Consider the following 21,159-nt stretch of genomic DNA (forward strand, 5'->3'; position numbering starts at 1 on the left):
AATCCCCGATTAGTGGGGCAAGTCTTCCGACGAATGGATTGACATGTACGAACATTCGTCTGATAAGGTCTTAATCCCCGATGAGTGGGGCAAGTCTTCCGACGCGAAACGGGTCTTTTAACGAGTCTGCCTTTTGGTCTTAATCCCCGATTAGTGGGGCAAGTCTTCCGACACACAGAGGGCGTAAAATTGGTTGATGCCTTGAAGGTCTTAATCCCCGATTAGTGGGGCAAGTCTTCCGACTCCGTCTGTATGAGACTGAGGTTAAAACTCTGATGTCTTAATCCCCGATTAGTGGGGCAAGTCTTCCGACTGCACTCAGTCAAAAAATTTCATTATTTTCAATCTTCTATATAGTTAAGAAAGGTTAGTATTTTTCCTTAACCAACAAAGACATTATTTAATAAAACCTTAACTGAAAAGAGCAGCCGAAAGACAGACTTTTCGCTATCCGTCGGAAAACTTGTGTTTCGGATTATAGCCGTCTGCTTTGCATTTCACAATGTTTTTTAACGTTTTCAGACGACGTTTCCATGTTCAAGAGACTTCGATGTCAGCTTGTCAGGGCTTTCAGCGCTTCTTTGTCGCGGGCGATGATGATTTGGATGTTTTTGGCGGCGCAGTTGCGCTCGAATTCCGTCCATTTTTGCCAACCGGCATTGGTTTGAATGACGGGCGACAAAATCAGGACGCGGCGTACTTTGCCCATGTTGAGGCTTTGGTCGATCACTTGCCTTAGCGGGTCTGCCAGCTTGCTTTCGGAGCTTAAATCGGATTTGAGTTCCCAAAAAATCAGTTGGTTTTTACGGAACAGCAAAATGTCGGTTTCGTTGCCCTGACTTTCTCCTTGTATCAGTTGCAAGCCTGTCTCCAGTTCTTCGTCTTTTACGCCGTTTTCTTTCAACCATGTGTAAATGAGTTGTTCAAACCAGTCGCCGCTTATCCATTTGTTCCAGTAGTGAATTTGACGGCCTATTTGGCTTTTTTTGTTGTATTGGAGGGGTAGGATCAGTCCTTTTTCGTCTAGGCGGATGCGGTCTTGCGGGTCAATCAGGTTGATCAGCCTTTGAAGGAAGGGTTTGAGTTCGTCGGGTTGTGCAAGCACGAACTCTTGCCATTCGAGCAGGATTTCTTTTTGGTCTTTGGGATATTTTTGTGTCCATGCTTCTTTCAATACAGGAATAATGGCAGGGAACAGGTTGCCGTTTTCAGGCTGCTGCATGCTTTGGGCGGCAAAACGCATGTGGGCAAGGGGCAGGCTGTCGGGATGTTTGGCAATGGGGTTGGGGCTATGTTCGCCGATTTCGTCGGCATAGAGTTTCAAGCCATCGCGCAAGGAGAATTGATTGGATAGGACGATTTCGCCCAGAAATACCAGGTTGTCGGGATTGAGGCGGTCTATGTGGATTTGGTTGCTGTCGCGTTGGAAGGCTTGGTAGTGCAGCTCCTGCCATATGCCGGTTTGGGCGGCGAGCAGTTGGGACAGGATTTTTGTGCCGCCTGTGATGTTGAGTATGGCGTTGTTTGAAATGTGGTGTTCGGCGCAGTAGGCTTTGAAGACGGTGTCGAGCCACATTTGGATTTCTTCGGTTCGTTCGCCGATGAGTTGGCTGTCGCTTTGAAAGCCGATTTCGTGGATTTTGCCGTTAAATTGTTTGCTTTGCTCCAGCGTGTTTTTGAAACGGGTATGTGCGTTTTTACCGGCGACCCAATCGGTGACGATGAGATGGACGTTTTGGGGCTGTAAATCGAGGCAGGCGCGGTATTCGGCGATGTTGTGTTCGGAAAGGATGATGAAGTAGTGTGGAATTGGCTGCATGATGGTCTCGCTTTGTTTGGTGGATTGGGGTCGTCTGAAAAGGTGTGTTGTGTCGGTGTGCGCTTTTTTATTTGAAGTTAAAAGGCAGGCAGGCTTTCAGCGCGGCAAGCAGTTTTTCGGGTTTTGCTTCGCTTTTCTGCAAGGTCTGTAAGGCTGCATGCGGCGCTTGGGGGAACGCGGTTTTCAGACGAGCAGCTTCGGTGGCAATGGGGTAGGGGATGGATTTGCCCAGTCCGAGCCGTTCTGCCAATACGGCAGTCGTCAGCACAATCCATTGCAGGGTCAGGCCGTCTGCTTCTTCATCTAGGGCATGGTTAAAGGCTTCGGCGGCAATGATGTCGTTGCCTGCAAAATGCGCCAACCAGCCGCGCCACAGGTGGATAAGCTGCCATGGGTGTCCTGTTTCGCTTTGCCAGTGGGCTTGATTGTCCAAATAGTTTTTTTGCGCGGATGCGGTTTGCTGCGGATAGACGGAAAACAGGCGCAATAAGGCATGATGGGTAAAGCGGCCGTTTGGGTTGCTTGAAAACTTTCGGGCGGCTTTGTTTAGGTCGCTACCGAAAGCGGAGGTGACGAGCGGCTGAATGTTTTCCCATGTTTCGCCTGTGTCCAGGGCGTTGTGCAGCCGGTAAAGGTTGGTTTGCCGGATGTCTTTTTGTGCTTCTGCTGGATCGGATAGTTTTTCAAATGTTTCAACTGCTTGGGCAAAAAAGGATGCGGCGGCTTGGTGTTCGCCTAAGAAGGCGTGTATCTGCCCCATACCCGATAGAAGCCTGCCGTATTGCTGCCTGCCGACGGCGATTTCAGGCAGTTTGAGCGCGTGTTGTAGAATTTGTTTGGCGTAGTCGAATTCGTATATGTTGGTGGTGGCTACCGCCAGGCGGTTGTATACCTGCGCGACTTCGGGGGCGGCTTCGTGTTTCAGTTGGTTGCCCAAATCAAGCAGGCTTTGTATGGCTTCCAGACTCATTCTGCCTTGATGGTTGTCGGCGGCAAGCCGGGCTGCTTGAAAACGTAGCTGTAATAGCGGCGGCAGTTTGTTGTCTGCCGGGGCGTAGGTTTGCAGCCAGCCTAAGATTTCATCTAGGGCTTTGGGGTGGTAGTCTTTTTCGTTTAGGCGTTGTCGGACTGTTTGTAGGTAGTTTTGCCAGATTTCGGGCTGTGTTTGGCAGCGTTCGCCCAATTGCTGCATGGCTTCGCGCAACAGGCTGTGTTCGGGTTCGCCGGACAGGGCGCAGACCGCCTGAAACCAGTCGTGCGGCGACAGGGCGGTTTTGCCGTCGAGTGCGGCATAAATGCGTTCTAAATCACCGCTTTCCGGGGTAAGGAAACAATGCCCTTTGAATTTGGCTTTTGTCAAACGTTGTGCGGCAGACGAACCGCCCCAGCAGTGCGCCAGTGCGTCAACATGGGCAAGATAGGGGTGTTTGCCTTTGGGGGCAATTTCCAGCGACAGGAGCAGTTGGCTGAAGCGGGCTTCGTCTATGCTTTGCAATTCGCTTAACAGCAGTTGTTTTAAAACCTCCAAGTCGGTATCGGCATTAAAGCTGCCGCGTTGTTCGATAAACACGCGAACTTGCTTGCTGCCTTCGTTGGGTAGTGGCAGCAGGCGTAAGACAAGTTGCAGTAAACGGTAAACACCGCTAAACCAACGCGGGCGGTTGAATGAAAGCGGGTCTTTGGCAGTAATGCCCAATACGCCTACTGACTGCGAGAGAATGTTATTGATGACTTTGTCCAGCAGCTCGGGCTTTTCTTCGGCAGCGTGGAATGTTTCGGGCAGTCTGTCCAATTCGGCTTTGCCTTCTGGAATGGTAAGCGCAACATAGCGTCCTAAGCTGTAGTCATTGATGGATAAATCCTCCGCTTGCTCAAATTCCATGCCTGTTTCGTCAATGACGATTTCCCAGTTGGAATGTTGGGGCAGGTGGCGTAGGCTGTTGGGATGATGTTGGGTAAATTGTGGCGGTCGTACCAAGCAGCCTTGTGTGGGCGTGAAGGATTTTCTCTTTTCTTTATTCTTGTTGAATTTGCTCAGTTTGATGGCTAAGTGTTTTTTGATACGTTGGCTTAGTTCGGGACGGGCTTGCTGCTCATTAAACCAAGTGTTTAGAGCTGTCAAATCGCCTTTTCTGAATAAGATTTCTAATTCTTGCGTCAGCTGATAGGCGTATTCGCCCTGTTTTTTGTTTTTTTGAGCGGAGTTTGACAATTCAGTACCACGCTGTGCCGCAAGGTAAAGCAGTTCGTTTACTTTTTCTTGATTGTCTTTGTTGTCTAAGCCCCAGGCGGCGAATTTGAATATTTCAAACAATAGTGTGGAGTCTGTCATGTCACCGGACGGGTTTCTCGACTGTTTGGTTTGTATTTGTTGAGTGTTGTGTTGTTGCCAATCGGGAATGGTGGAGGCCAGTTGCTCGGCAGTGCAAAGGGCAATGATGGTTTGGGACATGTAAGACTCCATATAAAAATAGGAATAGGGTAGACAGTTTAAAAATTTATTTTTTATTACCCTACAATTTCAATTTTTTCTGCCGGCATCTTTAAATAGTATGTTGGCGTTGTTTTTCGTGTACCTGTGCTAAATACGCCGTATTGTTCTGCAACGTATTCTGAAAAGTTCTCCGTTAAGATGGTGCGGAGTTTGGAAGGTAGTTCGCGCAAACTTTGCAATGCGCTATTGCGTGCCTGCTCTAACAGCTCTTGACGATTCGGAGCATTTTTGAGAGACGGTTCGTTGATTTGCATGATGTCCCAATAGCATGTTTGAAAATCATCCAGTTCAGGATATACGCCAAGTTGCCATTTGTTGTTTTTAATGTTGTCATAGCAGGTTGCTTGGTTTATCAGCTTGATGCTTTTATTTTGCAAATGAAACCGCGCTAATGCGGCATAGGCAAAAAAGTAGCGTTTGTCGGCTATTTTAATGGGTTTGTCCTGCCCAAGTTGAATGGTGCAATCTTTGATATTTAAAATGATGCGGTCAGCTTTTAAATTGTTTTGTAAGAGCTGTACTGCTTCGGAGTAGCTCACATTATTTTGCGCCAAATTTGGCAAACCGTAACTCATGCGTACAAACGGAATTTCTGCCTGCATTACTTTGGCTTCACGCGTGTTAATGGTTTCTGTGCAATTGGGGTCGTACGGCTTTTTGGAAATATAGTTGTCGTAATGGGTCGGATAGAAAAAAAGTGGGTTGTTTTCAAATCCTTCGGTAACCAGAACATGCGACAGCTTATCCTGCGGACGTCCAAACAACGACAGCGCATAGCCAATATAAAATCCCATGGACTTTCGTCCACCTGCAATGGAGACGTGCAGCTCGGTCTTATCATCGGCGCATTGTTGGCGGATAAAATTCACAATCATGTCCGCTGCCAAATTGTTTTCTTCCGGAGTACGGATATCACTCAGTTTTTCGCCGTCAGCATCGTGGATAACGTGGATATTTCGTTCGTCAAACTGAATTTCAGGCAATTTGTAATCCTTACAAAGACGCGTAAAAAAGCCATCTTCTCCAAGCAAATTACGGACGATATTGTTGTAGCCGATTTGTGTGGTCAGTACAAAAATTTCATCGGGCAGCCAATTTTGCTGCGTATACAGAGCATAGACTGTTTCGGTCAAAATTTGCGGTGACATACCTGTAACGGCAATTAAAATTTTGCGTTTTTGTCTCATTGCGTTCTTCTTGATCGATGTTTTTAAGGAGGCTTGAAGTTTTATTCAGTAATTTTTTTGACTTCAAACCGTTGTAAAGTTGCGCCTGCTGCAGACATAGCTGCGACAGTATGTTCATTGCCGCGTTCGGCAAATTGCTGAGGCAGCGTTAAAAAATAAAACTTAGCACCACGACTGCACACTTCTGCAGCCAAATGCAAAGGCAGCGTTCCTAACACCACATCGCCTGCTTGAATTTGTGTTGTATCTAGATGTGGGGTGAATTCATCGATTTGCCATTGCGATTGTTGCTTTATCCATTCGATTGCGCCAGGGTGACGCGAGATGAAGTAGGTAGTCATATGTTCTCCCTTTTAATCAAGATGCTTATTTTAATGTAAAGAATAGGGCTTGGGTAAGAGACAAATTTGCGTAGAAGTTAATAAAAATAAGATATAAACAGATAAAAAAACGCTCTAAACCAAGGGGGGGTGTTTGTACACATACTACTGATTGCGGACTAGGTGGCTTCAATTCCCCCCGCCTCCACCAAACCTAATTTTCAGCAGTATTCTGCAAGATATATAAAGCTCTGAAACATAGATGTTTCAGAGCTTTTTTATTGCCTTGTGTGTATTGATTGAGGCTTTGGGGATGTCTATAAAAAGCTGTTATAGCCTAAAACGGTTGGCATCAAATCAGATCAATTCACCGTTCTGCTTCGCCTCCAAAAGCTCCCAGCGTTCCAATTTTTCCAAAAGCAGTGTTTCGATTTCTTCGGCGCGGTTTTGCAATGCACCGGCTTTCTCATAATCTTTGAAGATTTCAGGATCGGAAAGTTGCGCGTTGATTTCCGCCTGTTCGGTTTCCAAGGCGGCGATTTCGTCGGGCAGGGCGTCGAGTTCGCGTTGTTCTTTGTAGGAAAGTTTGACCGTGCGGTTGGCTTTGGGTTTGGCTTTTTCCGGTTCTGCGGTTGTTTTCGGTGCGGAGGTCGTCTGAATTTTCTCTTCGCGTGATTTTGCGTCGATATAGTCCTGATAGCCGCCGATGTATTCTTTCAGACGGCCTTGTCCTTCGAAAACAATGCTTTGGGTAATTACATTGTCGAGGAACATACGGTCATGCGAGACGAGGAATACCGTGCCCTGGTAATCGCGCAGCAGGTCTTCGAGCAGCTCTTGGGTGTCGATGTCCAAGTCGTTGGTCGGTTCGTCCAAGACCAGGATATTGGCGGGGCGGGTGAAGAGTTTTGCCAGCAGGAGGCGGTTGCGTTCGCCGCCGGAGAGCGATGAGACAGGGCTTTGCGCGCGGGCAGGGTGGAACAGGAAATCTTCCAGATAGCTCATGACGTGTTTTTTCTTGCCGCCGATTTCGACGTAATCGTTGCCTTGGCCGAGCGTGTAAAACACGGTGTCGTTTTCGTTCAACGCGCTGCGGAACTGGTCGAAATAGGCGACTTCCTGCTTGCTGCCGATGCGGATTCTGCCGTAGGTCGGCTGCAATTCTCCCAGAATCAGCTTGAGGAAGGTGGTTTTGCCGATGCCGTTGGGGCCGATTAGGCCGATTTTGTCGCCGCGCTGCAAGATGGCGGAGAATTTGTCCATGATGACTTTGTCGCCGTAGGCAAACGAGGCGTGTTCCAGTTCGGCGATGATTTTGCCGCTTTTCTCGCCGCTGTCGAGTTTGAAATTGACCTGTCCCTGCACGTTGCGGCGTTCGGCGCGCTGACGGCGCAGTTCTTCCAAACGGCGCACGCGTCCTTCGTTGCGGGTGCGGCGCGCCTCGATGCCTTTGCGTATCCACGCTTCTTCCTGCGCGTGGAATTTGTCAAACAGGCGGTTGTGTTCCGCTTCAACCGCCAATTCCTGCGCTTTTTTCTCGCTGTATTTGGAGAACGAGCCGGGATAGGAACGCAGAATGCCGCGGTCGAGTTCGACGATGCGTGTGGCGATGTTGTCTAGAAAACGGCGGTCGTGGGTAATCACGACCAGGCTGCCTTCAAACGCTTTGAGCAGGTTTTCCAGCCAGATAATCGCATCGATGTCCAAATGGTTGGTCGGTTCGTCCAGCAGCAATACGTCGGGCTTCTGCACCCAAGCCTGCGCCAAGGCGACGCGCTTTTTCTGCCCGCCGGAGAGGTTGCCGATTTTTTCGTTTTCCGGCAAACCGAGTTCGCCCAAAGTCTGCTTCACCGCCGCATCCAGCTTCCAACCGTCCTTCGCTTCGATTTCAAGCTGCAATTCGTTGAGTTCTTTCAATAAAACGTCGTCTGAATTGTGTTCCAAATCATGGCTGACGCGGTGGTAATGGCGCAGCAGGTCGCGGATTTCGCCTAAGCCTTCGGCAACGGTGTCGAATACGGTGGCTTCTTTGTCGAAAAACGATTCCTGCGGCACATAAACGATTTTGAGGTTGTTTTGAACGATAATCTGCCCGTCGTCGAGCTTCTGCACGCCGGCGAGGATTTTCAGAAACGAAGACTTACCAGCGCCGTTGCGGCCGATTAGGCCGATTTTTTCGCCGCTGTCGAGTTGGAAGGAAGTTTTGTCGAGCAGGGCGACATGGCCGACGGCAAAGGAAGCGTTTTCTACGGATAAGATGTTCATAAGGAAATAGGGAAAAATAAAATCAAGTCGTGTATTTTAACTGATTTTAAAAAGCTCTGTGATAGGTACGAAGAGAGATGGATAGAACTAAAGAATATTGAGAAACTTGAATCAATCCATATAATTTAACATAATATACATTATACGAATTGATATACTGAGCAATAAGTCATTACACAAACAAAATCCGCCCCTTATTTTTACGGGCGGATTTTTCTAAGTATAAACTAAGTATAAACTAAAAGAAAACTCGCACTAAATTCACAAGTTGGCAATAAACTTCGACGGAACGTTTTCAGTCAGCCAAACGCCGTTGTCTGCGAGGTAAAACTGATGACCGTCGGCAAGCATGGCGGCAGTATTAATGGTCAATACGACGGGTTTGCCATGTCGGGAACCGACTTTGATTGCGGTTTCGATATCTGCTGAAAGATGGACGAAATGGCGTGAACCTGCATGCAACCCCTGACCAAATATTGATTGCACTGATTTTTCTGCTGTGCCGTGATATAGGATATCAGGCGGTGTTGCTACGTGGTGCTGGATTTCAACCTGTTTTGTGGAGTGCCCTTGCGCGGCACGAATACGCTTGCCGTCTTCTGATACGGTAAACCGTTTTTTATCATTTTTTTCAACAATTTCCATTAAAGTATCGTACGTCAGCGAAACTCCGGTAAAGTTGTGCTTGGGATGATTGGCTTGTGCCAACAGGATATCAATATCCACCCAGCCGTTTTTGTCCAGAGTGATTCCTATTTGTTCGGGTCTGTGACGTAAGATAAGGCTGAGGAATTTGCTGACGGATTTTTGTTGTTTTTCGTTTAATTTCATTGGTCTTTTTCTTTCTTTTAAGTATTTTCAGACGACCTTCCCTCTTTAAAGGTCGTCTGAAATTTATTTATCCAACCCTTCCTGAACCATCTGCGCCGCCCGAACCACCGCTCGGGCTTTGTTTTGTGTTTCCTGCCATTCGGATGTCGGGTCGGAGTCGGCGACGATACCTGCGCCGCTTTGGACGTATAGCGTGTTGTTTTTCACTACCGCAGTACGGATGGCGATTGCCAAATCCATGTCGTTGTTGAAACTCCATACGCCGACGGCGCCGCCGTAGATGCTGCGTTTGCTCGGTTCGACTTCTTCGATGATTTCCATGGCGCGGACTTTGGGTGCGCCGGAGAGTGTGCCGGCGGGGAATGTGGCGGCGAGGATGTCCATGTTGGTGATGCCCTCTTTCAGACGGCCTTCGACATTGGAAACGATGTGCATCACATGGGAGTATTTTTCAATCACCATTTTGTCGGTTACTTGGACTTCGCCCGTTTTGCTGATGCGGCCGACGTCGTTGCGCCCTAAATCGATAAGCATGACGTGTTCGGCGATTTCTTTGGCGTCGCTTAATAAATCCTGCTCGTTGGCAAGGTCTTCGGCAGGGGTTTTGCCGCGCAGGCGCGTGCCGGCAATGGGGCGGACGATGACGTCGTCGCGTTCGCGGCGGACGAGAATTTCGGGCGAGGAACCGACGATGTGGAAATCGCCGAAATCGTAGTAAAAGAGGTAAGGTGAAGGGTTGAGCGTGCGCAAGGCGCGGTAGAGGGCGAGCGGGCTGTCGGTGAATTCCATGCTCATGCGCTGACTGGGGACGACCTGCATGCAGTCGCCTGCGAAGATGTAGTCTTTGATTTTGTTGACACAGGCTTTGAACGGTTCTTCGCCGAATTCGCTGACGGCTTCGGTGTGTTTGCTGCCGAGTGAGAGCGGGATGGCACAGCTTTGGCGCAACTGGGTTCGGATGTCTTCGAGGCGTTCGCGGGCGCGTTCGTAGCCGTCGGGCTGCGAGGGATCGGCATAAACGATGAGGTGGATTTTGCCGCTCAAATTGTCGATAACCGCCAACTCTTGCGACAGCATCAGCAAGATGTCGGGCGTACCGAGCGGGTCGGCTTTGGCGGTGTTTTTTAGGCGGTGGGCGAAGTGTTCGAAATTGTAGATGGTTTCGTAACCGAAATAGCCGACCAGTCCGCCGGTAAAGCGCGGCAGGCTTGGGATTTCGGGCGTTTTGAAGCGGTTGTGGAAGGCTTCGATAAAGGGCAGCGGATTACCGTCGTGTTGCTCGACGATTTCGCCGTTTTGATAAACATCGACATGTTTGCCGCTGGCTTTGAGATAGTGGCTGCAAGGCAGGCCGATAAAGGAATAGCGGCCGAAACGTTCGCCGCCGACAACGGATTCGAGCAGGTAGGTATAGGGGCGGTTGGCGAGTTTGAGATAGAGGGAAAGCGGCGTATCCAAGTCGGCAAGGAGTTCTTGAACGAGCGGGATGCGGTTGTAGCCTTGGGCGGCTTGGGCTTGGTATTCTTGTTTGCTGATCATTTTGATTCCGTTTGTCGGGTATTTTTCAGACGACCTTATCCGAGTAAAAACCGGTCGAATTATCCGAAAAGTATAGCAGTTTATCGATAGCGTTGACAGTATGCGGGTCGTCTGAAAAAGCAAAACGCCGTTTGAGGTTAACGGCGTTTTAGGTTTAGATTTCAGGCGCGCGGAGCGGTGGAATGGCGTTTTTTAGCCTGCTTCCATTTGAACGAATAGCCGAGCGCTACCGGAATGAGGGACAGGATGAATTTGAAGGTCCAGCTTGCATACCAAGGTTTGGTTACGATAATAGCCTCCCCTCCGGATGCCGGAACGACGATGTCTTTGATGGCATACCAATCCAAATAAGGCCACCAACACATCACCAAGCTGCCTAAAAACAGCGGCCAGATATTACGGCTTAAATTAATCTGCCACAGGCGGAAGCATACGCCTGCCCATACCAGCGTCAGGCCGGTAATCAGGAAGATGGTGTAAGTATCTGCGCCGAGAAAGGCGGCGATGAAATAAGTCAGCACCACCCAAATAACGGCAAGGACAAGGACAATGATTTCTTCAGGACGTTTGAACATTTCAGCGCTTCTCCAAAGCAATGTCTCATCATACGGTTTAGGGCGGACTGACGATTGGCGGCGCGGGAATCTTTAGGGATAACATATAAAACGTCGCTTCCGCACCAATCAGCCTGCCTGAAAGTCTGTTCAGGCGATACTATACCCGAAACGAAATAGTTTGAATATGCTACTTATTGCTAGGACGGGCGTTTCAGACGACCCTCAAATCGTTGAAAAAAGGTCGTCTGAAAACCGATACCCTTTGATACCCTTAAAGCCATTTTAGACGACCTCTTTAAGACCTTGGAAATACGCATGATGCAAAAACGGCCTTGATGGGATGAACCATCAAGACCGTTTGATTTTTATCCCCGATTCGTGGGGCAAGTCTTCCGACTGAACCAGCGTATCCAAGCTGAGGCTCAAAGCCGTCTTAATCCCCGATTCGTGGGGCAAGTCTTCCGACTGCACTCGGTTAAAAAATCTCATTATTTTCAAGCTTCTATATGGTTAAGAAAGGTTAGTATTTTTCCTTAACCAACAAAGACATTATTTAATAAAACCTTAACTGAAAAGAGCAGCCGAAAGACAGACTTTTCGCTATCCGTCGGAAAACTTGTAATGCGGATTATAGCCATGTATTTTACATTCGACAACGCTGCTTTTGAATTATTGAGGCTGACACAGATTTGTTGTCCTTTCAGGCTGACAGGAGGAATCCGGAACACTACAAATTAAAGAAGCGTACCATGTGCAACCTATTTCAGACGACCTTTTGCTTGTCCATCTCTCGTTTCAGCCCTTCCCTTTTGTTGCCAACATATCCAGCATCCCCGCCAGATGACTTCTGCCCTCTTCCTTGCTCACAATCGGCTCGCCGCCTTTGCGCCCTAAAATCTTGATGTCTTCCTGCGGCATTTCGTCTATGAAGCGGCTGGGTTCGGGGAACTGCCATGTGCCTTGTTTTTTGCGTTTGACGCAGTGGGTCAGCGTAAGCTGGCGTTTGGCGCGGGTGATGCCGACGTACATCAGGCGGCGTTCTTCTTCGACGTTGTCTTCTTCGATGCTGTCGTTGTGCGGCAGGATGCCCTCTTCGCAGCCGACGAGGAAAACGTAGGGGTATTCCAAGCCTTTGGAGGCGTGTAGGGTCGAGAGTTTGACGGCATCGACTTCTTCTTCGCTTTTGCCTTCCAAGAACGTCATTAAGGCGACGGTTTGGGCGAGTTCGATGATGTTTTTGCCGTCTTGTTCACCTTTGCGCTCTAACCAGCCGGTCAGGTCGCTGACGTTACGCCATTTGATTTCCCCTGCTTTACCCTCTTCGCTGGCAAGCAGGTGGTTTTCATAGTCGATTTCTTTGAGCAGGCTGTTGATGAGTTCGCCCGCTTCGCTGGTTTCGGCTTTGGCGCGGTAGCTGCCGAACATATTCATAAAGGCTTGCAGGTGTTGGCGGTTGGTATTGTTCAGTAACGCGAGGGCTTCTTCGTTTTGCGCGGCTTCATACAGGCTGCATTCGTGTTCGTGCGCGTAGGTGTTGAGTTTGCCCAGCGTTACATCGCCGATGCCACGTTTGGGCGTGGTTACGGCGCGCAGGAAGGCGGGATCGTCGTTGGGGTTGGCAAGCAGGCGCAAATAGGACAAAACGTCTTTAATTTCGGCTTTGTCGAAAAAACTCTGCCCGCCGGAGAGTTGGTAGGGAACACGCGCGCTGCGCAAGGCTTCTTCAAAAATCCGCGCCTGATGGTTGCCGCGGTATAACACGGCGAAATCGGCGTATTGGGTTTTGTCGCCGCCGACCAGCTTCTGCTTGACGATTTGGCTGACGACCCAGTCGGCTTCGTGTTGCTCGTTTTGGCAGGCAACGACTTTGACAATTTCACCTTCGCCGAACTGCGACCAAAGTTTTTTGGTAAAGAGTTTGGGATTGTTTTCAATCACTTTGTTGGCGATTTTGAGAATCCGCGCGGTGGAGCGGTAGTTTTGCTCCAGCTTGATGACTTTCATCTGCGGATAGTCTTCCTGCATTTTGCGCAGGTTTTCCATGTTCGCGCCGCGCCATGCGTAGATGGACTGGTCGTCGTCGCCGACGGCGGTAAACATGCCTTCCGCACCGGTCAAGAGCTTCATCAGCGTAAATTGGCAGGTATTGGTGTCCTGACATTCGTCAACCAACAGATAACGCAACCGCCGCTGCCATTTGTTGCGCACTTCGCTGTTTTGCTGCAACAGCACGGCTGGCAGGCGGATTAAGTCGTCAAAGTCCACCGCCTGATAGCTTTGCAGGGTTTCCTGATAGCTCGCATACGCGCGCGCGATTTGTTCTTCCCAAGCGTTTGAGGCCGTCTGAAGCACGTCTTCGGGCGTTTTCAAATCGTTTTTCCACAGGGAAATCTGGTGCTGCGCTTTGAATAAGGCTTCTTTTCCCGTACCGCCCAAGAGTTCGCCGATGATTTTCGCGCTGTCGGTGGAATCAAGGATGGAGAAGTTTTTTTTGTAACCGATATGGTTCGCCTCTTCGCGCAGAATCTTCATGCCTAAAGAGTGGAACGTGCAAATCGTCAGCCCGCGCGTTTGCGACTTGGACAGCATTTTGGCGACGCGCTCCTGCATTTCCGTAGCGGCTTTATTGGTAAAGGTAATCGCGGCAACGGTATGCGGCAGATAGCCGACGTTGACAATCAAATGTTTGATTTTTTGCGTAATCACGCCGGTTTTGCCGCTGCCGGCGCCGGCAAGCACGAGCAGAGGCCCGCCGAGATATTTGACGGCGGCTTGCTGTTGGGGGTTGAGTTTCATGGGGAATGCAGACGAACCAAAAAGAGGCGCAGATTATAACAGGTCGTCTGAAAGCCCCAAACGTCAATCCAGCATATATAACAAAATCATCTTTGCACCAAACAAACCATTCTTTCCGTTTTTCAGACGACCCCGTTAAAGTGGCAGCATCTTCTTTTTCCCTTCTGAGCGACCATGTTATTACTCAAAACGCCCAGCGTACTGCCCGGCTTCAAAATCAGCCTTGGTCTAACTGTATTGTGCCTGTCGCTTCTGGTGGTTTTGCCGTTTGCGATGATGGCGGCGAAGGCGGCGGAAATCGGCTGGGGCGGCTTTTGGAACACGATTGCCGAGCCGAACGTGTTGGCGGCGGTGTGGCTGAGTTTGCGGATGTCGTTTTATGCGATGCTGACCAATGTCGTGTTCGGCACGCTGGTGGCGTGGGTGTTGGTGCGCTATGAATTTCCGCTCAAGGGGCTGGTGAACGCGCTGGTCGATTTGCCGTTTGCGCTGCCGACGGCGGTTACGGGCATCGCGTTGGCGACCCTGTATGCGCCCAACGGTTGGATAGGCCGTTTTTTTGAGCCTTTGGGCATCAAAATTGCGTTTACGCCCGTCGGCATTTGGATTGCGCTGGTCGTCGTCAGCCTGCCCTTTATCGTCCGCGCCGTGCAGCCGGTGTTGGAAGAATTGTCGGGCGAATATGAGGAAGCGGCGGCGACTTTAGGCGCAAACCGCTTCACGACCTTCCGCCGCGTGCTGCTGCCGGAAATCACGCCGGCGCTCTTAACCGGCGCGGGCATGATGTTCGCGCGGGCAACGGGGGAATACGGCTCGGTGATTTTCATCGCGGGCAACATTCCGATGGTTTCCGAAATCCTGCCGCTGATTATTACGGGCAAGCTGGAACAGTTCGACGTACAGGGCGCGTCGGCGGTGGCGTTGTTTATGCTGCTGGTTTCGTTTGTGATTCTGTTTGCGCTGAACGTGATGCAGTGGGCGTTGAGCAGGCGTTCGGGAGCGAAGGGGTGAGGTCGTCTGAAAACCTGAACTACGCTGTTGCCGTACGGTGGATTCCCGCGCAGGCGGGAATCCACCGTACGGCAACAGAAAAACCAAAAATAAATAAGGCAGCTGAACTTTACCGATGGATTCCCGCCTGCGCGGGAATGACGGCAGCTAGACGTTTTTTATTCCCTTAATCAATAAAAGGTCGTCTGAAAACGAATCCGACCCACGAAAACAGTTTTTCAGACGACCTCCAAACATCTTAAAACCAACCAGAGAACACCACCGCCATGAAACCCTATTCCGCCAACCCGAACCTGACCGAACCGCGCTGGCTGCGCGTGCTGCTGACCGCCGTTGCGCTGGGGTTCCTGCTGCTGATGCTGGTCGTACCGCTTGTCGCCGTGTTTTACGAAGCGCTGAAAGGCGGTTGGGATTTGTACCTGCAATCCCTTACCGATCCCGAAGCGTGGGCGGCGATCAAGCTCACCCTGATTACCGCCGCGGTGGTCGTTCCCGTCAATGCCGTATTGGGCGTGGCGATGGCGTGGCTGCTGACCCGTTTCGACTTCCGCGGCAAGCAGTTGCTGACCACCCTGCTCGATTTGCCGTTTTCCGTATCACCCGTGGTGGCCGGTTTAATGTTCGTCTTATTGTTCGGCGCGCACACGGCATTGGGCGGCTGGCTGGAAGCGCAAGGCATACAGATTATCTTCGCCATCCCCGGCATTATTCTGGCGACACTGTTCGTTACCTTCCCCTTTGTCGCGCGCGAAATCATCCCGCTGATGCAGGCGCAGGGCGACAGCGAAGAACAGGCCGCGCTGATACTCGGTGCAAGCGGCTGGCAGATGTTTTGGCGCGTTACCCTGACCAACATCAAATGGGCGCTGCTCTACGGCATTATCCTTACCAACGCCCGCGCAATGGGCGAGTTCGGCGCGGTCAGCGTGGTATCGGGACACATACGCGGCGAGACCAACACCATCCCGCTTTTGGTCGAAATCTTCTACAACGAATACAACTTCACCGGCGCATTCGCCCTCTCCGGCGTATTGGCACTTTTAGCACTGGCGACGCTGGCAGTGCAGAACATCATCACAAAATTACAAGATAAAAAACTCGCCGCCGCCGAAAGGAACGCAGCATGAGCATCACCATCCAAAACTTAAACAAACACTTCGGAGCGTTCCACGCGCTGAAAAACATCAACCTCAACGTCCCCACCGGCAAACTCGTTTCCCTGCTCGGCCCTTCCGGCTGCGGCAAAACCACGCTCCTGCGCATCATCGCCGGACTGGAAAACGCCGACGGCGGCCAAATTCTCTTTGACGGGCAAGACGTAACCGCCAAGCATGTGCGCGAGCGCAAAGTCGGCTTCGTGTTCCAACACTACGCCCTCTTCCGCCACATGAACGTGTTTGACAACGTCGCCTTCGGTTTGACCGTATTGCCCAAGTCCGAACGCCCGTCCAAAGAACAAATCCGCGCCAAAGTCGAAGAATTGCTCAAACTCGTACAACTCTCCCACCTCGCAAAATCCTATCCGCACCAGCTCTCCGGCGGGCAACGCCAGCGTATCGCCCTCGCCCGCGCCCTCGCCGTCGAACCGAAACTCCTGCTCTTGGACGAACCCTTCGGCGCGCTGGATGCCAAAGTACGCAAAGAATTGCGCACTTGGTTGCGCGACATTCATCACAACTTGGGCGTAACCAGTATTCTGGTGACGCACGACCAAGAAGAAGCCCTTGAAGTTTCCGACGAAATCGTCGTCATGAACCACGGCAAAATCGAGCAAACCGGCAGCGCCGAAGCCATTTACCGCAAACCGGAAAATGCCTTCGTAACCGAATTCCTCGGCGAAACCGACGCCTTCGAAGGCAGAATCGAAAAAGGCATCTGGCACTACAACGGCTTCGCGTGGAAATTGGACGCGCACTACAAATGGCAGGAACAAACCGCCACCGGCTACATCCGCCCGCACGAATGGCAAATTGCCGCCGAACACGAAACCCCGATGATCCGCGCCGAAATCGAAAAAATCCACGCCGTCGGCGCCCTGACGCACGTTTTGGTGAAACACGGCAAACAGGACGTACACATCACGCTGGCAGGCAGCGACGCGTCAAGGCTGGATTTGTCCGCAGGGCGGGAATTGGCATTGGTGCCGAAACAGGTTTATGTGTTCTCGCAGAACGAGTTGATTGAATATTTGATTTGATGGGGAGATAACGAAAGGTCGTCTGAAAACAGGTTTTCAGACGACCTTTTCACGTGAGTTTTAATTTGGTTAAATTCAAAAAACTGTAAATCCATCTTATCCGTCTATAATGGTTTAAGCAAAGTTCGTTTGAAGAACGATATGTAAACCTCAGTATTTTAGGTTTTATTATGACTAGAGAAGAAGCCATAAAATTTTTATCTGAGTATCAGCTTAATACAATATCTAATTCAGAAAAGATGGATATTCTATTAGATTTTTGGTATTCCTACGAATCTGAACCCGAATCTTTGAATAAAGAACTTGTAAGCTATTTAAAGACAAATGATTTTGATGATATAGAATTTTACAGCGATTTTTTTGATCCGGTAGTTTTATTAGGATTGATATATAGAAATTCAATTTTAAATAATAAGTTTTTAGCGAAAAATATTAGTATTGTTCAATCCAAAGAAATAGAAGTCATTGGAGATGAGATAAATCAAAAAGTACAATGCCCATGCTGTTATTTTTATACCTTATCTAGTAAATCAAACTATGATGTTTGTGCTATTTGTTACTGGGAAGATGACGGCAGTCATGAAGAGCAATATTCTGCGGCTAATCACAATAGTTTATCTGTATATAGAAAAAATTTTTTTCTGGAGCATGATAAAACCAAACTAGAGGAAAAATATATTTTTAGTAATCCGTAGTCTGTAAGACGCGACAGAGCAATAATGCACATAGTCCATTTGGAATAATTTTCTGACGACCATTTCCTACATAAAACAAAAACAGGCAGTTTAACCCTGCCTGTTTTTTTGTTTACACAAAGCTTTTATCCAAACAACTTAGAATTTATATTCCACCTGACCGCGTAAAACGTTTACGTCTTGTTTGCTTGCACCGGCAGTCGGGGTAACTTGTTTACCTGCTAGGTAGAAACCTGATACTTTCCAGTTTTTCCAAGGAATATAAGTTGCGCCGATTTGTACGCCTTGTACGTTTTTGCTGTAATCCTCGACCGAAGATACACCCGAAAGTGCGCCCACGCGGCGGTAGTTCAGGAAGGTATCGTAGGAATTGCGGACTTTCCAGTCGGCAAGTTTATAGCGGACTTCGGTAAACACGCCGTCGTTTTTGATTTTTTGTCCTGCGTCGTTATAGGCTTTGATGTTGGACTTACTCACCGCCGCCATCCAACGCCAATCGTCGTTGAATTTAACATCCGTACCGATTTCGCCGAAGACGGCATTTTTCTTCGCACCGCGCACGTCTATGTCTTTCATGTAGCTGACGGTTGCGCCGACGTTGATGTTTTCGTTAATCGGCAGGTTGCTTTGAATGGCGGCGAAATGTTTGCGGCGACCGCCTATGCCCCATGCGTTGTCGTTGAGGTTGCCGGTAAAGCGGCCTGCGTAAATTTTGGTGGGCAGGGTTTTGTTGTCGAAGAAGATTTCGCCGCCGGTTACTGCGGTATCCCAAACGCGGCCGTATGAGGAGAATGCGCCGAATTTACCTGAGCGGGCTTTGATGCCTTCGGTAATCGTGCCTTCTACGTAGAGTTTGTTTACCGGAACATCGTGGTCGCCGTTGAATTTACCGGTTTTCAAATCGATGTTGGGTTCAATTTGGGTAACCAGTTTCCAGTCTTTATAAAGCTTGGCGCGCAACCAGAATTCGGCGTTGAAATTGGTGTTGGAGGCTTCGGGCGTGGGATTGGTGCTGCTGTTGTTGGCATTGATGTCTTTGGTGTCGGCTCGGACACGGAATGAGCCGTTTACGGTCAGCAAATCGTTGAAAATACTGATTTTGTCTTCGTCTTTGCGGATGACGCTGCCTGAATTGACGTAATCACTTGTCGTCGCCAATGCGGCGGCATCACGCTCAGCGTCGGCGGTTTCTGCAAATGCGAAAGGTGATGCTGCCAAGGCAGCGCATACAACGGCAAAGTTTTTTTGGATGTTCATGCCAAGCTCCGATTGAGTAGTATAGTGGATTAAATTTAAATCAGGACAAGGCGACGAAGCCGCAGATAGTACAGATAGAGACCTTTGCAAAATTCCCCAAAATCCAGATAGTACGGAAAGGCGAGGCAGCGCCGTACTGGTTTAAAGTTAATCCACTATAAAAGGTATTTTAATGAAAAATTCCTAATCAATATTTGTTAGGAATTTACTAATTTTTGTAATCGAACGGCTTCAATCCTATGAAAGACGGCGCAAACCGTCAAGAAGATTTAGAGTATTATGCTTAATTCCAAACGCTGATTTTGACGCATATCAATAGAAAAAGGTCGTCTGAAAACTTCCAGCAGCATCAGTACTGTTTTCAGACGACCTTTAGGGTTTTATTCAAGCTTTCGATCCGAACATGGTATCCAAGATTTCGCCCAACGCCGTGCGGCGGTTTTTTCGGGTCTCCACCGCCATCCGCCATTGTTCTTCATTTCCCCAAAAAATGAAGCGTTCCCGCGCGCGGGTGATGGCGGTGTAAAGCAGCGCGTTGTTTAAGCCCGACAGCGCGTCATCCCCGCCCTGCTCTATTTTTCCCGACGGCGGCAACAGCCAGACTTCCCGATATTCCGACCCCTGGCTTTTATGCACGGTCATGGCGAACGCGGAATCAAACTGCGGCAGGCGGCTGATGGCGATTTTTTTGAAACCGTCCGCATTCGGGAAATACGCCGCCAAGCCGTTTGCCGATTCCGCATCGGGCATAATCAGCCCGATGTCGCCGTTGAACACTTCCAGCGTATAGTCGTTACGCGCAATCATGATGATTTGTCCCGCGAACCACGGCGTATCCGCGCCCGCCCGATGTTTGCGTTGCAGATAACGGCAATACTCTTCGTTGAACGCCTCCGCGTCCTGCCGCCATGCCGCCAAAACGACCACATCCGCCGCGTGTCCGAACGCCAGCGCCACATCGTTTTTATCGACTGCCTGCCAGTATTTTTCGTGTTTGCGGTAAAGCAGCTCCGCCTGCTGTTTCAGACGACCTTCGCGGATTTTCAACTCGTCGGGGAACAAGGCAAACTGCGCCCAACCTTCCCCGCTCCTGCCCGATACCACCGCCCTCGCCAAACAACCGATGCCGCTGTCTGCGCCGAAACGGTGGCTGACCGTCAGTTGCGCGACGTTTTGCGACAAAGCCGGCGGATTTTCCTCCACGGGGAAACCGTGTTCCGGCAGATAAATGCTCAGCTGCTCCGCCGTTTCCTTATCCAAAACCGTCCGTCTCGACAACGCCGCCAATACCGCGCCGACGCCGACCGAAGGCAGCTGGAACTCGTCTCCCAAAAAAATCACGCGGCAACCCGACGGAATCGCACGCAGCAAGTGAAGCAGCAAGGAAACATCCAACATCGAAGCCTCATCCACTACCAACACATCCAAAGGCAGCGGGCGGTTGCCGTCAAACGCAGGCAGCATTTGCGGCGGGCGCAGTTTCAAAAGGCGGTGAACCGTCTGCCCTTCCAGCGCGGACAAATGATTGCGCACCGCATCCGGCATCTCGAAACCGTCCACCGCCCGATGCAGCGCGCGCGCCATATGCGCCGCCGCCTTGCCCGTCGGCGCGGCAAGCGCGATACGCGGCAGGCGCGTGGCCGAGTTGGTGCAAATCAGCCCCAAAAGTTTCGCCACCGTCGTCGTTTTACCCGTACCCGGTCCGCCCGTAATCAGCATAAACGCCTGGAGCAAGGCAAGCCCCGCCGCATCCCGCTGGCCTGCGCTTCCTTTATCGGCAAACCAGCTAGACAAGTTTTGCGATGCGCTCATCCAATCCACAGGCTCGACTTCCGCTTCTGCCAAACGCTTGATTTCAGCCGCCAAATCATGCTCAAGCTGCCACATCCGCCCCAAAAACAACTTTCTGCCCTGCAACACCAACGGCGACGCGCCCTGTCCGACCGTCGGTGCCAATCCCGCCAATTCCTCTGCTTCGCCCTCATCCAGCCAAACAAACGAATGCCCATTCTGCAAAGCAGCGAACAGCCGCAGCACATACGGCGTCAGCACCGCAGCATGCTCCGGTACGCAACGCTCCAGTAAACGCCCCGCTGCTTGAGCGGCGGCAAGGTTCAAATCATCGGCAGTATTCTCAGCCATCATCGTTTCCCGTATTGAAAAAAGGTCGTCTGAAAACTGTTTTTCAGAC

General features: G+C 50.2%; 15 protein-coding genes and 1 CRISPR repeat array. Of the genes, 4 read left to right on the top strand and 11 right to left on the bottom strand.

All coding sequences use genetic code 11. From position 1 onward, the window contains the following. A CRISPR array of direct repeats spans positions 1-313; the repeat unit is 31 nt; unit sequence AATCCCCGATTAGTGGGGCAAGTCTTCCGAC. Between the two features lie 240 nt (positions 314-553). The 9 genes from HMPREF2572_RS05375 to rep form a co-directional block, all read right to left on the bottom strand. Beyond that, complete coding sequence (locus tag HMPREF2572_RS05375) at positions 554-1,819, bottom strand: PDDEXK family nuclease (RefSeq protein WP_070496595.1); 1,266 nt, start codon at positions 1,817-1,819, stop codon at positions 554-556. A 67-nt stretch (positions 1,820-1,886) separates the two neighbouring features. Then, positions 1,887-4,271 (bottom strand): tetratricopeptide repeat protein, encoded by a 2,385-nt coding sequence (locus HMPREF2572_RS05380; RefSeq protein WP_246827776.1) that lies wholly within the window; start codon positions 4,269-4,271, stop codon positions 1,887-1,889. A 56-nt stretch (positions 4,272-4,327) separates the two neighbouring features. Further along, positions 4,328-5,500, bottom strand: coding sequence for a CRISPR-associated ring nuclease Csm6 (gene csm6, locus HMPREF2572_RS05385; RefSeq protein ID WP_070496599.1), 1,173 nt, complete (start codon positions 5,498-5,500; stop codon positions 4,328-4,330). 41 nt (positions 5,501-5,541) lie between these two features. Continuing rightward, positions 5,542-5,841: a CRISPR-associated protein Csx16 gene (gene csx16, locus HMPREF2572_RS05390; protein ID WP_070496602.1), complete on the bottom strand. Its 300-nt coding sequence runs from the start codon at positions 5,839-5,841 to the stop codon at positions 5,542-5,544. Positions 5,842-6,177: 336 nt separating this feature from the next. Continuing rightward, on the bottom strand, positions 6,178-8,085 hold the full coding sequence (locus tag HMPREF2572_RS05395) for an ATP-binding cassette domain-containing protein (protein ID WP_070496604.1): 1,908 nt from the start codon (positions 8,083-8,085) through the stop codon (positions 6,178-6,180). Positions 8,086-8,346: 261 nt separating this feature from the next. Next, a complete protein-coding gene (locus tag HMPREF2572_RS05400; RefSeq protein WP_070496606.1) occupies positions 8,347-8,916 on the bottom strand; it encodes an RNA 2'-phosphotransferase in 570 nt (189 codons plus the stop codon). A gap of 63 nt (positions 8,917-8,979) precedes the next feature. After that, positions 8,980-10,455 (bottom strand): anthranilate synthase component I, encoded by a 1,476-nt coding sequence (gene trpE / locus HMPREF2572_RS05405; protein WP_070496608.1) that lies wholly within the window; start codon positions 10,453-10,455, stop codon positions 8,980-8,982. Between the two features lie 161 nt (positions 10,456-10,616). Further along, positions 10,617-11,030 (bottom strand): hypothetical protein, encoded by a 414-nt coding sequence (locus tag HMPREF2572_RS05410; protein WP_070496610.1) that lies wholly within the window; start codon positions 11,028-11,030, stop codon positions 10,617-10,619. A 777-nt stretch (positions 11,031-11,807) separates the two neighbouring features. Continuing rightward, the gene (gene rep / locus HMPREF2572_RS05415; RefSeq protein WP_070496611.1) at positions 11,808-13,808 is read right to left on the bottom strand and encodes a DNA helicase Rep; all 2,001 of its coding nucleotides are present in this window, start codon (positions 13,806-13,808) and stop codon (positions 11,808-11,810) included. 174 nt (positions 13,809-13,982) lie between these two features. Here rep and cysT point away from each other — a divergent pair, with 174 nt between their 5' ends. The 4 genes from cysT (at position 13,983) to HMPREF2572_RS05435 (ending at position 17,711) form a co-directional block, all read left to right on the top strand. Next, on the top strand, positions 13,983-14,819 hold the full coding sequence (cysT, locus tag HMPREF2572_RS05420) for a sulfate ABC transporter permease subunit CysT (RefSeq protein WP_003759178.1): 837 nt from the start codon (positions 13,983-13,985) through the stop codon (positions 14,817-14,819). 266 nt (positions 14,820-15,085) lie between these two features. Continuing rightward, positions 15,086-15,946 (top strand): sulfate ABC transporter permease subunit CysW, encoded by an 861-nt coding sequence (cysW, locus tag HMPREF2572_RS05425; RefSeq protein ID WP_070496614.1) that lies wholly within the window; start codon positions 15,086-15,088, stop codon positions 15,944-15,946. Beyond that, positions 15,943-17,016: a sulfate/molybdate ABC transporter ATP-binding protein gene (locus HMPREF2572_RS05430; protein ID WP_070496616.1), complete on the top strand. Its 1,074-nt coding sequence runs from the start codon at positions 15,943-15,945 to the stop codon at positions 17,014-17,016. The genes cysW and HMPREF2572_RS05430 overlap by 4 nt, the downstream gene beginning before the upstream one ends. 170 nt (positions 17,017-17,186) lie before the next feature. After that, a complete protein-coding gene (locus HMPREF2572_RS05435; RefSeq protein ID WP_070496618.1) occupies positions 17,187-17,711 on the top strand; it encodes a CPCC family cysteine-rich protein in 525 nt (174 codons plus the stop codon). Between the two features lie 138 nt (positions 17,712-17,849). Here the strand turns inward: HMPREF2572_RS05435 and HMPREF2572_RS05440 are convergent, their stop codons facing one another. Further along, positions 17,850-18,968 carry a hypothetical protein gene (locus HMPREF2572_RS05440; RefSeq protein ID WP_070496620.1) on the bottom strand — a complete coding sequence of 373 codons (1,119 nt, stop codon included), beginning with the start codon at positions 18,966-18,968 and terminating at the stop codon, positions 17,850-17,852. 384 nt (positions 18,969-19,352) lie between these two features. Further along, complete coding sequence (gene recD, locus HMPREF2572_RS05445; RefSeq protein ID WP_070496622.1) at positions 19,353-21,110, bottom strand: exodeoxyribonuclease V subunit alpha; 1,758 nt, start codon at positions 21,108-21,110, stop codon at positions 19,353-19,355. Positions 21,111-21,159 lie beyond the last annotated feature (49 nt).

Origin of the sequence: Neisseria sp. HMSC064E01 (assembly GCF_001808875.1) — a bacterium.
Lineage (GTDB): Bacteria > Pseudomonadota > Gammaproteobacteria > Burkholderiales > Neisseriaceae > Neisseria > Neisseria sicca_A.

Excerpts from the sequence above, each read along its gene's own strand:
- HMPREF2572_RS05375 (WP_070496595.1), bottom strand. The coding sequence starts at position 1,819 with ATGCAGCCAATTCCACACTACTTCATCATCCTTTCCGAACACAACATC.
- HMPREF2572_RS05380 (WP_246827776.1), bottom strand. The coding sequence starts at position 4,271 with ATGTCCCAAACCATCATTGCCCTTTGCACTGCCGAGCAACTGGCCTCC.
- csm6 (WP_070496599.1), bottom strand. The coding sequence starts at position 5,500 with ATGAGACAAAAACGCAAAATTTTAATTGCCGTTACAGGTATGTCACCG.
- csx16 (WP_070496602.1), bottom strand. The coding sequence starts at position 5,841 with ATGACTACCTACTTCATCTCGCGTCACCCTGGCGCAATCGAATGGATA.
- HMPREF2572_RS05395 (WP_070496604.1), bottom strand. The coding sequence starts at position 8,085 with ATGAACATCTTATCCGTAGAAAACGCTTCCTTTGCCGTCGGCCATGTC.
- HMPREF2572_RS05400 (WP_070496606.1), bottom strand. The coding sequence starts at position 8,916 with ATGAAATTAAACGAAAAACAACAAAAATCCGTCAGCAAATTCCTCAGC.
- trpE (WP_070496608.1), bottom strand. The coding sequence starts at position 10,455 with ATGATCAGCAAACAAGAATACCAAGCCCAAGCCGCCCAAGGCTACAAC.
- HMPREF2572_RS05410 (WP_070496610.1), bottom strand. The coding sequence starts at position 11,030 with ATGTTCAAACGTCCTGAAGAAATCATTGTCCTTGTCCTTGCCGTTATT.
- rep (WP_070496611.1), bottom strand. The coding sequence starts at position 13,808 with ATGAAACTCAACCCCCAACAGCAAGCCGCCGTCAAATATCTCGGCGGG.
- cysT (WP_003759178.1), top strand. The coding sequence starts at position 13,983 with ATGTTATTACTCAAAACGCCCAGCGTACTGCCCGGCTTCAAAATCAGC.
- cysW (WP_070496614.1), top strand. The coding sequence starts at position 15,086 with ATGAAACCCTATTCCGCCAACCCGAACCTGACCGAACCGCGCTGGCTG.
- HMPREF2572_RS05430 (WP_070496616.1), top strand. The coding sequence starts at position 15,943 with ATGAGCATCACCATCCAAAACTTAAACAAACACTTCGGAGCGTTCCAC.
- HMPREF2572_RS05435 (WP_070496618.1), top strand. The coding sequence starts at position 17,187 with ATGACTAGAGAAGAAGCCATAAAATTTTTATCTGAGTATCAGCTTAAT.
- HMPREF2572_RS05440 (WP_070496620.1), bottom strand. The coding sequence starts at position 18,968 with ATGAACATCCAAAAAAACTTTGCCGTTGTATGCGCTGCCTTGGCAGCA.
- recD (WP_070496622.1), bottom strand. The coding sequence starts at position 21,110 with ATGGCTGAGAATACTGCCGATGATTTGAACCTTGCCGCCGCTCAAGCA.